This is a genomic window from Lachnospira hominis (ex Liu et al. 2021), from assembly GCF_014287955.1.
In the GTDB taxonomy this organism is placed as follows: Bacteria; Bacillota; Clostridia; order Lachnospirales; family Lachnospiraceae; genus Lachnospira; species Lachnospira hominis.
Map to the genome: position 1 here is coordinate 162,245 of NZ_JACOPD010000002.1, position 14,824 is coordinate 177,068.

Genomic DNA, 14,824 nt, shown 5'->3' on the forward strand with positions numbered 1-14,824 from the left:
CTTAAATTCTGTCATTTACAAAGTTTTCTATCATTCGTTTGCCATGCTCTGTATATATTGATTCAGGATGGAACTGAAGACCTACTGTTTTATACTCTTTATGTCTCACAGCCATTATCTCACCGTCATCTGTCTTTGCGATAACCGAAAGGCAGTCAGGAACTGTCTCAGGTATTATTGCAAGTGAATGATATCTTGCCACCTTTACAGGTGAATCAATTCCTGTAAACACGCTTGTTCCCGTATGTGTGACAAGCGACTGCTTGCCGTGAAATATCTTTTTTGCATGGTCGATTGTTGCTCCAAACGCCTCACCTATACACTGATGTCCGAGACATATGCCAAGAATCGGAATCGCCGGTGCGAATTTTTTTATTACATCAAGACATATTCCGGCTTCTTTTGGGCTCTTAGGTCCTGGAGAGATGACGATTCTTTCCGGATTCATTTTTTCAATTTCTTCTATTGTAATTTTATCATTCCTTACAACTTTTATATCATCATTAAATGTACCTATATACTGATAAAGATTGTATGTAAATGAATCATAGTTATCAATCAGCAAAATCATAAATTTTCCTCCTCAACAAGCGTTTTTGCAAGTGCCATTACTTTGTTGCAGCATTCCTGATATTCGTTTTCCGGTACCGAATCGGCAACTATTCCGGCTCCTGCCTGAAGATATACCTTATCGCCTTTTTTAATCATTGTTCTGATTGTTATACAAAAATTCATATTTCCGTCAAATGCAAGATATCCTGTTGCACCGCCATAAAGACCTCTTCTTACTGTCTCTAATTCATCTATAATTTCCATTGCACGGATTTTCGGTGCACCGCTTAATGTTCCTGCCGGTAAAAATGAGGAAACCATATCAAGCGGATGACATGAACCGTATCTTTTTCCCTCAACAAGTGAAACAATATGCATTACATGTGAATACCTCTGGACTCTCATAAATTCTGTAACTTTGACACTACCAATCTGCGATACCCTTCCGCAATCGTTTCTTGCAAGGTCAACAAGCATTACATGTTCTGCCTTTTCCTTTTCATCAGAAAGAAGTTCTCGCTCCAATGCTTCATCCTCTTCTTTAGTTTTTCCTCTTTTTCTCGTTCCTGCAATAGGACATGTATAAACATTGTTACCTGTCTGTTTTACAATCATTTCCGGTGAACTTCCGATTATCTCAAATTTTCCGAAATTATAATAATAAAGATACGGTGACGGATTAAGAACTCTTAATTGTTTATACAAATCAAATCCTGTCTGTTTAGTCTGTATTGTCCATCTTTGTGACAATACTGTCTGGAAAATATGACCTTCTTTAATATATTCTTTTATTTTATTTACTTTTTCAGAATACTGTTCAAGCGTATCCGACTTTTTTATTATCACTCCATCGTGATGATTTTTTATTTCACAGCTCTTTTTATTTTCATTTCCAGGAGTTCTCGCTTCATCAATAAGCTTTTCTGCCTCAGCAAGTGCTCTTTTCTTTCCCTCTTCGTTATCTTCGTCAAGAACGACCGCCGTAACCGTCTCTGCCATATGGTCTATGGCAATGAATTTAAGAGCAAGCATAAGCTGGATTGTCTCAATTCCAATCTCATCTTCATTATCATCCGGAAGATTTTCTGTATATCTTATAAAATCATATCCCAGACTTCCAACAAGTCCACCATTAAATTCATCCTGTGTTTCATCTGAATGTACTTCAAAAGAGCTGAAATATTCTTTTAATAAAACAAGTGGGTTTCCTTTTAGTTTTGTTACATTTCCATTGTTTTCAGTTATCACAAGACCATCTTTTTCTGACTGAACAAGTGCTTGCGGATCAACACCCATAAATGTATATTTTCCACTTTCTTTTTCATTACTTTCCATAAGGAAACCAATTCTATCACTTCCGAGATTTTCATACATCCAGATAGCAGTTTCATTTACTATACTGACTGTCTTTTTGTATGCTCTTAAAACTTTTTTCATAATCCAACTCCTTTGCATATAAAAAGTCCCTGACAGCCATAAAAGCTGCCAGGGACGAATTAACGTGGTGCCACCCTTATTCACAAGATTGAAAATGTAGTCTATACATTGACATCCGCTCTGATATCTGTATAAAAAAAAAGACATATCCAAACTGGATATGCCACCGTTTACAAAAACAAATCTTGTCTCATTCCGATACTTAATACCTGCCGGTATATAATATCTTTCCCCTGTAACGTGAGGCCACGTCGTAAGCTACTTATATATTCACCTACGCATCTCCCAAACCCATTCCATAAAGCCTTCCATATCAGTTCACACCTGCTCTGACTCTCTGTGATGTACGTGCCAAATGTACTATTTTGTTCAACGACTTTTTCTATTTACTTAACTTGTGATTGATTGTAACACTAAAAAATTTTCATGTCAATGTTTTTTACTATTCTTCCATGAGTTTTTTTACAATTCTTCCATGAGTTCCGGAAGATTTTTTATATCATCTATTTTTGCAATATATTTATCACTGCTTACATTTCCAAAACCATAAGCTGCATAAATAAACGGAATCCCCGCATAATCCGCCGATTCGGCATCACCTGATGTATCTCCGGCATACACAGGGTTACAAAGATTATTTCTTTTTATAAGAATCTTATTACTCTCGCCCTTGCATGTTCTCGTCCTTCCCCAGCACTCAGTATCATCAAAATACTTTGCAAGCCTGTGAGCCTTTAAAAAAGCTTCTATATAGCCGTCCTGACAGTTGCTCACTATAAACAGCCTGTATCTTTTTGATAATAATGATAATACATTTTCAAGTCCGTCAAAAAGCCTTGCACCATGTTCTGAAAGATATTCATTTTCATACGCACACAATTCGTCCATAATCGCAGTCTGTACTTCTTTTGATTCCAAAGGAAATAGTTTAGCCGCAATATCATACATTGGAAGTCCCATACATTCACCGAGTTCATTTATTGTAACCGGTGGTCTTTTTATTTCAGCGTGTCTTTTTAATACAACATTCCACGACTCACAGATTGGCACTGTTGAATCCCACAATGTTCCGTCAAGGTCAAATATTATTGAATCAAACATTTTCAAGTTCCTCCAGAAGCTTTTCAAGCTGTTCTTCCTGTGTTATATCATAAACTATCGAAAAACAATCTTTTGCAAGTCGATAATCCTGACTTTCCATCATTATCTGTCCGACACGATATATTACACCTATAGTATCTGATGATGGTCCCGGCTCAATTCCTTCATCATCAAACATTTTCTGCATTTCTTTAACGGAAAGCTTAGGCGTCTCCTGATTTAAAGCCTGCTCAATATAAGAAAGTTCTGCATCTGCATTATCTGTTTTGTAATAAATATTGCTATATATATAACAGGCTCTTGCCACTTCCGGCTTGTATGCAGAAAGATAATAAAATCCCATATTTCTGTAATATCTGGCCATTGTTGCTCTTGTGCAGCAAAGCCTGTACGCCTCTTTTGTTGCTATCATATATCTTTTTAACATATTAAGATACTTGTAACATTCCGCAAGTCCAAGAATTGCATCCAAATCTACGGGATTCCAGCATATTGCGTTGCTGTATGCTTCAATACCTGCTTTATAACGCCCGCTTTTCACACACAAATCGCCATAGGACCTGTAATATTCACCATATGGAAGTTCACTTAGTACCACATCGCAATCAGGTTTGAAATAAAATGCATATATATAATATTCCATAACATGATTAAGGCTCATATATATATGTTCACAATTATCCTGTGGTTCGCTGATGCTTATATTTCCTCTTGCATCTATAGAACCTGCTCGTCTTACTTTCACCTGTTCTTCTATTGATTTAAGAAGTTCTTCAAGCATATGCATTGCTTTATCTGCTTCTTCATTTTTTACAAGTTCTTTAAATTCCTCAAAATATTTTTTTAATTCTTCCGGATTATTTATATTCACGATGACCCCTTTTTATATTTTTAATATTTTTTATAGTTGCTGTTAATACAGCTGATGTCCTCGGTGCGATATGAAGTGTTCTGTTGTCTGTAACGCTTACACTTTCATCATCCGCCGAACATATTTTCACATTCCATGATGATGATTCAGAAATTTTTGGAAGTGCAAGTTCATGTGCTTCCCAATGCATGTTGTATGCAATATATATAAGCTCAAATTCATCATCTTTTCCTGCATTTGTCTTACAATCGGAATATTTTGTACAATACATTATTCCAATATGCCTGTTATAATTTTCTGTAACCTGATACCATGCACCGCTTCCATGATAAGAAATATCAGGGTAACCGCATGAAAGTGAATCAGAGGCAAGCAGCTTGTCTTTCATATGAAGGATATTATATTTTTTCCTGAATGAAATAAGTTTCTTTACAAATTCCGTCATTCTTTTTGATACTTCATTATCATTCCAGTTTACCCATGAAATTTCATTATCAAGGCAATATGGATTATTATTTCCAAGCTGGCTGTTAAGGAATTCATCACCACCGAAAATAAGTGGTGTTCCCGCTGAAAACATAAGCATCATAAGTGCATTTTTCATCTGCTTTTCCCTGAGAGCCAGAACTTTTTTCTTTTTCGTGCGGCCCTCAAATCCGCAGTTCCAGCTGTAATTGAAGCTTTCGCCATCACGGTTATTTTCATGATTTGCTTCATTATGTTTCCTGTCATAACTCACACAGTCGTTTAATGTAAATCCATTATGATTAGTAATATAATTAATTACCGCCGCATTCTGTGGATTATTTCTCTGTGTATTTATAAAATCTTCAAGCTGGTTATCGTCACCTTTCAGAAAACGTCTTATAATTCCAAGATACCCGTCATTATAATCTGCCATATGACGCACATGTCCTCTCTTGCCATCCCAGAACACTGTAATTATTTTGGTATATGAAAGAACAGGGTCTGTGGCACAGACATTTAATGCACATGGCGGACCATACAGATGCACTCCGTCAATATGATATTCCATCACCCAATAACGTATACAATCTGTGATAAGTTCAGGTGTCTCATCGCTAAAATACATCTCCATAATAACTTCTATTCCTTTTTTATGAAGCTGCTTTACCATATTTTTAAACTCATATGTGTAATCATTTTTGTATGATGCACACGAAGTAAAAGAAGCTTTCGGTGCAAAATGGAGTGCATTGCAATATCCCCAGTAATTAAGCGGACGTCCCTGCTCTGCCATTTTATACATTCCTGATGGTTTTTCATTTTCATCATAATCCGGAAAGCGTCCGGCTTCATCATATTCATAAGCCGGCATAAGTTCAACCGCCGTAATTCCAAGTTCTTTAAGATAATCTGCTTTCTGGATAATACCGTCAAAAGTCCCTTTATGTTTTACCATTGATGTTCTGCTTTTAGTATATCCACGGACATGAATTTTGTAAAAAATACTGTCTTCATATGGAGTCTGAAGAGGCATATCACCTTCCCAGTCAAATTCATCAAGCACAATTCTGCTCAGATATCTGGCATTATCCTGTATTTTATTAAATTCACTGCAGCATGTAACTGTCTTTGCATACAAATCCGGTATCATTTTTCCATCTGACTCATAACAGTACATTGCTTTATCAAGATTTTCACCGGAAATATTACATGAAAACACATCGCCTGTCTTGTATGTTTCATCTAACTCTACTCTGCATTTCAGATTTTTTCTTCCGTCAAATATCAGCAGTGTTATATTATCAGAAACACCTGCAAATGCAAAATTATATGACATACTTCCGGTTTTTTGTGCTCCACGCTGTGCCGGATTGCCTTTTTTTATATTTATCATTCTTTTCCACCCTTCAGACTGTATAAATTTTTCATCGCAGCTTTGTCGAGCTTATAATATCTCATTGCAAATAAAGTTATAAGCCAGCCAATAATAGGTATTATACAATAAAAGAAAATTGTCATCCATTTTAATGGCTGCGTAAGTTCGTCGCCAACCTGAGGAAACACTTTTGAATAACCTATAAGTGAAAGTAATATTCCCACAAAAAATGTTCCCAGTGCCGAAAATGATTTGTCAATAAATGAAAATAAAGCTCCCATGATTCCCGGAACAAAATGTCCGCTTATTGTATATTCATAATCAGTACAGTCAGCTATCATAGGCACAACCATATTGTTTGTTATTGATTTTACACCATTGAGCAGTGCAAATACTGTCAAAAATACTATCGTTATAAGATTAATATTCGTAACTGATACTTTTGTAAGGTCGCAAAAAATCATCATAATCATCAATACAGACTGGAATATAATTGCAAACCATGTCGCTCCTGTCATTGCTTTTTTCTGTCCATATTTCTGTGCATATTTAATTCCTATATAAATAATTCCAAGATTAGGTATTCCAACTATTATGCCAATAATTCCAGCAAGAGGATAATTTTTCATAAGTATGCCGTATAGCATGACAATAACTGTAGAATTGCCGTAAACCATAGCAGCGAACTTATCTGACGCAGCCGCAATTATAAGCATTCTTATAGGTTTATTATGCTTTAAAATCGAAACATAATCGCGGAATTTAATATTCTGGGGCTTATCACCCGAATTATTATTTTCAAGATTAAAAAATTCTTTTCTATCTTTCTGCCATATTCCTATTACAGCCAGAACCGTACATATTGCCGATAAAATAACAACAGTTATTACAAATTCAGCAAAAAGCTCACTGGAATTAAAATTTTTATATTTATGTATAAGATATACCGAAACATAAAATGCTGTAAGACCATGTGCGAACATTATAAATGTTGAATCAAAAAATGTTATAAGCGGTCTCTGGTTTACATCGTTCGTTATAACTGACTGACCTGATTTTACAACTGTTGTCTGAAAAGTATATCCTATTATATACACAGCATAAATTATTATAAAATACGGTGCACGTATAATACGAGGCACAAGGTGTGTTGTAAAAAAAAGCAACAGTGAACTTGCTGCCATAAGAATATATCCAAGAACTATAAATGGCCTGAATTTTCCAAATCTACCATTTGTCTTATCAAGAATATATCCTATAACAGGGTCTGTAATTCCGTCAAACACCCTCATTCCGGTAAGAATAAATGATATTACAACTACACCTATTCCCGCAATGCCATTGGCATAATATGATACATATCCCATCATTGCCAGAAATAAATTAGTCGATGTATTATTAAGCGAAAAAAAGGCTATCTGCCAGATATGTGCCCTATTTTGTTTTATTTTATTATCCTGCCCATGTACTTCTTTTTTCATTATATAGTCAAACTCCCTCACAGTCAAATTCAGGGATAAAGCTTTCCGATGCAGTCTCTCCCTCCTGGATAAAACCGTTTACAACTCCGAGTTCAATGGCATAATCAACAACTTCATCATATTCTTTATCTGTCACTTTCCGGTTTATCTCAGGGTACTTTTCAACCTGTTTCAGCGGTGTGTACTGGTTCATAATACTTATATAAATATCATCTTTAAAAGTTTCATATAAATACTTTATAACATTTTTTGAATCATATGTCATCCCCGGCAGTATAAGATGTCTTACTATCATTCCTCTTTTCATAATTCCACGTTTATCAAAAACTGGTTTTCCAACCTGTTTAAACATCTCATCAAGAGCTTTGGATGCAACATCAAAATAATCTTTTGCATTGGAATATTTAAGCGACAGTAAACCATCCATATATTTCATATCCGGAAGATATATGTCAATAAGACCATCAAGAAGCTTTAAAGTTTCTATGTTTTCATAACTGCCTGTATTGTATACAATTGGAATTATCAGTCCGTTCCTTCTTGCTTTTTTTATAGCCTGTGCAATCTGCACCACAAAATGTGTCGGCGTTACAAGATTAATATTATTGGCACCTTTTTCCTGCAATTCCAGAAAAATATCAGCAAGCCTGTCAATGCTGATAATCTTCCCTGTTTGTGCCGCGGCTATATTTCTGTTCTGACAAAATACACATCTTAAAGTACATCCTGAAAAAAACACAGCTCCTGAGCCTTCCTCTCCTGAAATACATGGCTCTTCCCACATATGCAGGGCCGCTCTTGCAACACAGAGTTCATCCGTCATAAGGCAGTAGCCTTTTTCTTTATTTTTTCTGTTTTTTTTACAATTTCTTGGACATAATTTACATTCGGACATTTCCTTATCCGCAATATTTTCAGTCATGTTCTTTTCCTTTTTCATTCATAAGTTCCTGCATCTTCGCAAATGCTTCCTTTATTCCTCCGACGCCATTTACAAGTCCTTTATCTACAGCTTCCTGTCCGACAAGAATTGTTCCTAAGTCTTTTGTCAGAATTCCGGTGTTCATCATCATTTTCTCCAGTTCATCTTCCGAAACCTTTGAATGTGATGATATAAACCTGACAATTCTGTCCTGTATCATTTTAAAATAATCAAATGTCTGTGGTGCACCTATAATCGTTCCATTCATTCTTACAGGATGAATAATCATAGTTGCCGTCGGTGCAATAAAACTATAATCTGTACTCACTGCAAGCGGTACTCCTATGCTGTGTGAATCACCAAGCACAAGCGAAACTGTCGGCTTTGACATTGAAGCAATCATCTCTGCAAGAGCCAGCCCTGCACTTACATCACCACCAACTGTATTCATAAGAAATAATACACCATCTATCTCTTCATTATCTTCAATTGATGCAAGCTGTGGCAGAATATGCTCATACTTTGTTGATTTACTTGATGCCGGAAGAACATCGTGTCCTTCTATTTCACCGATAATCGTCATTAAATGTATTTTACCATGTTTTTTATTATTCTCAAGCACTACCTGTCCAAAGTCCTGAATTTTCTTATCTTTTTCCTTTTCTTCCATATACTGCCCCCGTTTTTATAAATTAAAAATATTATCACTCCATAATATTGTGCTTTTAAAATTTATTTTTATTCACGTATGGATATACTATTCACATTAAGACATATTGCAATGAATGACCGCTTATATTAAAATAAAATATAACTTTTAATTATGGACTGTTGAAACAGTTCTATTCAAATGTAATTTTTACACAAGCGGCAAAAGTTTAATTTGCATATAATTAAACGCAGAATTGGAGAACACTGATGATTGATTTAACAAAAATGATAGACAGTTTCACACACAAGCATGTTTTTATACAAACACACAATTTTCCTGACCCCGATGCAATAGCAAGTGCTTACGGTCTTCAGTATCTTCTGCACAGCAGAGGTCTTGAATCTACTATTATTTACAAAGGAAAAGTTGAACACGGAAGTTCAAATGCAATGGTTAAAAAGCTTGGTATTAAAATCATTGAATATTCTGATATGACTGATATGTCACAGGATGCAGAAATAATTCTTGTTGATTCGCAGAAAGGCAATGCCAATATAATCGACATGCCCGGAAATGAGGTGGTCTGCATTGACCATCATCCTATATTTGGCAAATCACAATATACTTTTTCTGATATAAGACCTGAAGTTGGTGCATGTGCTTCAATGATAGCACAATATATTTTTGATGAAGGTCTGCAGATACCCGACAATATTGCAACAGCACTTTTATACGGAATACGTATTGATACTGCCGGATTGAGCCGTGGTATGTCCAATCTTGACCTTGATATGTTTTATAAATTATTCAATCTTGCCGACCGCAAAAAGATTGCCGAACTTGATAACAACACTCTGCGTAAGACAGACCTGCTTGCATATTCCTCAGCAATTAACAGCATAAAAACATATGGAAAAACATCATATGCCAATACCGGATATAACAGTCCAGAACCGCTTATTGCTGCAATATCTGATTTTATTATGATGCTCGACACAACTGACAACACAGTCGTTTACTCTGTAAAAGATGACGGAATAAAAATATCTGTGCGAAGCGTCGGAACAATTAACGCCGGAAAGGTTGCCAATCAGGCACTTGAGGGCATCGGAAGCGGCGGCGGACACGAAAATATGGCCGGTGGTTTCGTTCCTTATGATAAACGTATTACAGACCCTGTCCACAACGATAAATATATTTCCGAGCTGACCAATGAAATTGAACAGCGTTTTGCCAATGTGATCGATGGCTGAACACCTTCTGACTACCAAAAAACACTTGATTTTCACCTAAAACCGACAAACATTTTTTACATGTAAAAATCCCCGCAAGCCTCTATCTACAAGGTTTTGCGGGGATTTTTGATGTAAGCTACCAGCCGGAATCGAACCGGCGACCTTCTCATTACGAGTGAGACGCTCTACCGACTGAGCCATGGTAGCATGAAACAAAAGTTATGTTACCATATCAAACAAAAAAAGTAAAGATTTTTTACAACTTTTATCATTTTCCTGGCATATGCATGCTTATGCCGGACACTTCCAACACAAATGCATAATATAAGATATAACCTGATTGGAGCCCTGTTATGAAAAATATTCTTTCCATTAAAAATGTAAGCTATTCTTATCATACACAGGAAGGTGAAACTCCCGCCCTGACTGACATAAGTTTTGATGTCAGCTCCGGAAGCTTCACATGTATTGTCGGTCCGTCCGGATGCGGCAAATCTACACTTCTTTCCCTGATTTCAGGGCTTTTGCATCCCGACAGCGGTGAAATATATATAAATGGATGTAGCTCATCCGGTTCACTTCTTCATATAGGATATATGCTTCAAAAAGACAGTCTTTTTGAGTGGCGTTCTGTTTATAAAAATGTCCTGCTTGGTCTTGAAACAAGAAAAATGCTCACACCGGAAAAAAAGGAACTTGCTGATAAAATGCTTGAAACTTATGGTCTTGCCAATTTTAAAAATGTAAAACCTTCACAGCTTTCAGGTGGAATGAGACAGCGTGTAGCCCTCATAAGAACACTCGCACTTGAACCTGATATACTTCTTCTTGATGAACCATTCTCTGCTCTTGATTATCAGACCAGACTTGAAGTAAGCGACGACATATATAAAATTCTGAAAGAGCAGAACAAAACGGCAATCCTTGTAACTCATGACATTTCCGAAGCAATTGCAATGGGTGACAAGGTTATTATTTTAAGTGCAAGACCCGGACGAATTAATAAAATTATAGATATAACATTTGATAATCTGACAGACGGACGCACACCTTTTAAAGCAAGAAGTTCTCCCGGATTTTCTGATTATTTCAACACAATATGGAAGGAGCTGGTACAATGAGTGCACAACAGCAGGCCTACCTTAAACAAATAAAAAAATACAAATTATTTATCACATTATCGAGGATTTTTCTTTTTGTTATTTTCCTCTTTTTGTGGGAAATTTCGGCAAGATTCGGCTTGATAGAAGCTTTTATATTCAGTTCACCATCAAGAATCTGCATATGTTTTTATAAAATGCTGATTGACGGAAGCATATTAAAGCATGCTGCTATTACACTCGGCGAAACTTTTTTCAGCTTTGGTCTCATAATTGTATTCAGTATTGGCACCGCCCTGCTTTTATGGCTTTGCAAGCCACTATCCGACATACTTGAACCGTACCTTGTAGTTCTTAACAGTCTTCCTAAATCAGCACTTGCACCAATGCTCATTGTCTGGCTTGGTAACAACGCGAAAGCAATTATTGTAACAGCCATATCCGTTGCAATTTTTGGTACAATACTAAATATATACACAAGCTTTGCCGATACAGACCCTGATAAAATCAAGCTTATGAAAACTTTCGGTGGAAGCCGTTTCCAGATTCTTACAAAGCTTATCCTTCCGGCATCATTAAACACAATTGTAAGTAATATGAAAGTCAATATCGGTCTCTGTCTTGTCGGCGTAATCATTGGTGAATTCCTTGCTGCAAGAGCCGGACTTGGATATGTAATAATTTACAACAGTCAGATTTTTAATATGGATCCTATTGCAATGTCAATAATTATTCTGTGCATTATTTCAATGATACTTTTCAAAATTATTGATTTAATACAGAAATGTGTTGAAAAATTATATTAGCCTTTCATAATTTTTATTGACTTTTTATATTATTCGTATTAGTATATATTATATAAATTTTAATGGGGTACTTAATATGATTTCACTAACTATCAAAGATACTAAGACTTTCATGTCTCATCTTCTTATAAAAGACACATTTGATAATATGCTCCTATCAGAAGCAGCCATAGTAACGGGCAACACCTATAATATCAATGGTTCAATCAACCGTTCTTTTTTCTCTGATGATGAGCTGGCTTCACTGGCCAGCCCGTCATATTCGCAGTGGTCTAAGATAAAGCCGGTGTGTTTTGGTCTCATTAAAGGTAATAAAGTTCCTACATCATTGAAGATAATATTTCTCTTATCAGAAGGTGACACATCACAGCTGGCCGGGCAGACCGACATTAATCCAGAAGATATCAACGGACTTTTTATAAATATACGCTATTCTGACTCAGGACTTACGCTTGTAACAGGAACCTCTGTCAGAACATTTACACTGGATAAGTCACTTGAGCATGCTTTTGACTCATATGTAAAAGTATTCCTTGAAACCTCCGGCATTAACTATGAAGAAATTTCATAGAATTTTAATAATCTCCTGCAGCCGTGTATTTATGCGTATTACGCCCCTTTCTGTTAGCACTCATTTGTTTTGAGTGCTAATTTCTTCTTGACTTTGTTCATTTCCTGTATTAAATTACATTCTAGATTGATTTATGTTAAATTCATTTTGAATTAACAGGCACATAAAAGCTTATCAGGCTTTTAAATATATTTAATGGAGGATTGATTAATATGGCAAACGAACATGGTAATTTATCAATTAACAGCCAGAATATTTTCCCTATAATTAAAAAATGGATGTATTCTGACCATGATATTTTCTACAGAGAATTAATTTCTAATGGTTGTGATGCAATCACAAAGCTAAAAAAACTTTCTTTAATTGGTGAGTATGAAGCCCCTGATGATATTGAATATAAACTTGACGTTAAAGTAAGTCCTAAAAACAAGACTATCAAAATCATTGATAATGGTATTGGTATGACTAAGGATGAAGTAAATGAATATATTAACCAGATAGCATTTTCAGGTGCAGAAGCTTTCCTTGAAAAATACAAGGACAAGACTAACGAAGACCAGATTATCGGTCATTTTGGTCTCGGTTTCTACTCTGCATTTATGGTTGCTGACAAAGTAACTATCGACACGCTCTCTTTCCAGAAAGATGCAACAGCAGTTCATTGGGAATGTGACGGCGGTACTGAATATGACATGAAAGATTCTGACAAGCAGAATGTCGGCACAGAAATCACGCTTTACCTTAATGAAGACAGTTATGAATTTGCAAATGAATATAAAGCAAGAGAAGTTATTGAAAAATACTGCTCATTCATGCCTATACCTATCTTTTTAACTAACGAGGATGAAGAACCAAAGACAGAGGAAATTCCTGAGGAAGAAGTTACAGAAAAAGATACTGTTATTGAGACATTTATAAAAGAAGCCGAGACAGAAGAAGTCGAAAAAGAAGACGGAACAAAGGAAACAGTCGAAAAAACTCCTGCCAAAAAAATGGCTAAGATAGTAAAACGTCCTGTTCCTTTAAATGATATTCATCCACTTTGGACAAAACATCCAAACGAATGCAGCGATGAAGATTACAAAGAATTTTACCGCAATGTATTCCACGATTATAAAGAACCTTTATTCTGGATTCATCTGAACATGGATTATCCATTTAATTTAAAAGGTATTCTTTATTTTCCAAAGATTAACACAGAGTATGAAACTATTGAAGGCACAATAAAGCTTTATAATAATCAGGTATTCGTTGCTGATAACATAAAAGAAGTTATACCTGAATTCCTGCTTCTTCTCAAAGGCGTTATTGACTGCCCTGACCTTCCTCTTAATGTTTCAAGAAGTGCATTACAAAATGATGGTTTCGTTAAGAAGATTTCTGAGTATATTACTAAAAAAGTCGGTGACAAGCTCACAGGAATGTACAAAACACAGAAAGAATCATATGAAAAATATTGGGATGACATCAATCCATTTATCAAATTCGGTTGCTTAAAAGATGAAAAATTTGCAGAAAAAATGAATGATTATATTATCTTTAAGAACATTGACGGCAAATATCTCACACTCAAGGAATGTCTTGAAGAGAATAAAGAACATCATGAAAATACTGTATTCTATGTTACTGATGAAACAGAACAGAGCCAGTATATCAACATGTTTAAAGAAGCCGGTATTGATGCTGTAATCCTTACACATAACATTGATCAGCCATTCATAACTCACCTTGAGTCTAAAAACGAAGGTGTTAAATTTGCAAGAATAGATGCTGACTTATCAGACAGCTTCAAGGAAGAAACAAGTGAAGATGAATTGAAAGAAATATCTGAAACACTCACTGAAACTTTCAAGAAAGCTCTTGGCAAAGATAATCTTAATGTCAAAGTTGAAAAGTTAAAGAATGCATCTATTTCATCAATGATTACTCTATCTGAACAGGACAGACGTATGCAGGATATGATGAAAATGTATAATATGTATGGCATGGATCCATCTATGTTTGGTGCCAACAGCCAGACACTTGTCCTCAATGCCAATAATGAACTTGTCAAATATATTGCTGAACATAAAGATGGCGAAAATACAACTCTCATGTGTGAACAGCTTTATGATCTTGCTATGCTCAGTCATGCACCACTCACACCTGAACAGATGACTAATTTTATTGCAAGAAGTAATAAAATTATGGAATTGCTTGCTAAATAAGTAATTTTAACGTATTATATAAAAGAAAGGCACTGGGATTATATTG

The 14,824-nt window shown here is 35.6% G+C and carries 13 protein-coding genes, 1 tRNA gene and 1 other annotated feature; of the genes, 5 read left to right on the plus strand and 9 right to left on the minus strand.

Annotated elements, in window-relative coordinates; genetic code table 11:
* Nucleotide 1: 1 nt before the first annotated feature.
* The 8 genes from H8S01_RS03325 to H8S01_RS03360 form a co-directional block, all read right to left on the minus strand.
* Complete coding sequence (locus H8S01_RS03325; RefSeq protein WP_021865424.1) at nt 2-571, minus strand: anthranilate synthase component II; 570 nt, start codon at nt 569-571, stop codon at nt 2-4.
* Nucleotides 568-1,989 carry an anthranilate synthase component I gene (trpE, locus tag H8S01_RS03330; protein ID WP_186836173.1) on the minus strand — a complete coding sequence of 474 codons (1,422 nt, stop codon included), beginning with the start codon at nt 1,987-1,989 and terminating at the stop codon, nt 568-570. Before trpE ends, H8S01_RS03325 begins: the two co-directional genes overlap by 4 nt.
* Nucleotides 1,990-2,036: 47 nt before the next feature.
* Nucleotides 2,037-2,371: a binding site (T-box leader), on the minus strand.
* Between the two features lie 80 nt (nt 2,372-2,451).
* Nucleotides 2,452-3,090 carry an HAD family hydrolase gene (locus H8S01_RS03335; protein ID WP_186836174.1) on the minus strand — a complete coding sequence of 213 codons (639 nt, stop codon included), beginning with the start codon at nt 3,088-3,090 and terminating at the stop codon, nt 2,452-2,454.
* Nucleotides 3,083-3,961, minus strand: a complete 879-nt coding sequence (locus tag H8S01_RS03340) for a tetratricopeptide repeat protein (protein WP_021865427.1) — start codon at nt 3,959-3,961, stop codon at nt 3,083-3,085. Before H8S01_RS03340 ends, H8S01_RS03335 begins: the two co-directional genes overlap by 8 nt.
* Nucleotides 3,948-5,822, minus strand: a complete 1,875-nt coding sequence (locus H8S01_RS03345; protein WP_186836175.1) for an alpha-amylase family glycosyl hydrolase — start codon at nt 5,820-5,822, stop codon at nt 3,948-3,950. The genes H8S01_RS03340 and H8S01_RS03345 overlap by 14 nt, the downstream gene beginning before the upstream one ends.
* The gene (locus H8S01_RS03350; protein WP_186836176.1) at nt 5,819-7,285 is read right to left on the minus strand and encodes an MFS transporter; all 1,467 of its coding nucleotides are present in this window, start codon (nt 7,283-7,285) and stop codon (nt 5,819-5,821) included. Before H8S01_RS03350 ends, H8S01_RS03345 begins: the two co-directional genes overlap by 4 nt.
* Before the next feature lie 7 nt (nt 7,286-7,292).
* Nucleotides 7,293-8,225, minus strand: coding sequence for a radical SAM protein (locus H8S01_RS03355; protein WP_243204190.1), 933 nt, complete (start codon nt 8,223-8,225; stop codon nt 7,293-7,295).
* Entirely contained in the window at nt 8,200-8,877 is a 678-nt protein-coding gene (locus tag H8S01_RS03360) for a ClpP family protease (protein ID WP_021865936.1), read from the minus strand. Before H8S01_RS03360 ends, H8S01_RS03355 begins: the two co-directional genes overlap by 26 nt.
* 248 nt (nt 8,878-9,125) lie before the next feature.
* On the opposite strand from H8S01_RS03360, the gene H8S01_RS03365 reads away from it, so the two are divergent.
* Nucleotides 9,126-10,112: a DHH family phosphoesterase gene (locus H8S01_RS03365; protein ID WP_186836177.1), complete on the plus strand. Its 987-nt coding sequence runs from the start codon at nt 9,126-9,128 to the stop codon at nt 10,110-10,112.
* Nucleotides 10,113-10,228: 116 nt separating this feature from the next.
* Here the strand turns inward: H8S01_RS03365 and H8S01_RS03370 are convergent.
* Nucleotides 10,229-10,301 (minus strand) — tRNA-Thr (locus H8S01_RS03370).
* A gap of 146 nt (nt 10,302-10,447) precedes the next feature.
* Here H8S01_RS03370 and H8S01_RS03375 point away from each other — a divergent pair.
* From H8S01_RS03375 to htpG, 4 genes are all read left to right on the plus strand, one after another.
* Nucleotides 10,448-11,215 carry an ABC transporter ATP-binding protein gene (locus tag H8S01_RS03375; RefSeq protein WP_021865938.1) on the plus strand — a complete coding sequence of 256 codons (768 nt, stop codon included), beginning with the start codon at nt 10,448-10,450 and terminating at the stop codon, nt 11,213-11,215.
* Nucleotides 11,212-12,000, plus strand: a complete 789-nt coding sequence (locus H8S01_RS03380) for an ABC transporter permease (RefSeq protein WP_021865939.1) — start codon at nt 11,212-11,214, stop codon at nt 11,998-12,000. Before H8S01_RS03375 ends, H8S01_RS03380 begins: the two co-directional genes overlap by 4 nt.
* A gap of 76 nt (nt 12,001-12,076) precedes the next feature.
* Nucleotides 12,077-12,571 carry a DUF5721 family protein gene (locus H8S01_RS03385; protein WP_021865940.1) on the plus strand — a complete coding sequence of 165 codons (495 nt, stop codon included), beginning with the start codon at nt 12,077-12,079 and terminating at the stop codon, nt 12,569-12,571.
* A 212-nt stretch (nt 12,572-12,783) separates the two neighbouring features.
* Nucleotides 12,784-14,778 (plus strand): molecular chaperone HtpG, encoded by a 1,995-nt coding sequence (gene htpG / locus H8S01_RS03390; protein WP_021865941.1) that lies wholly within the window; start codon nt 12,784-12,786, stop codon nt 14,776-14,778.
* The last annotated feature ends 46 nt before the right edge of the window (nt 14,779-14,824 follow it).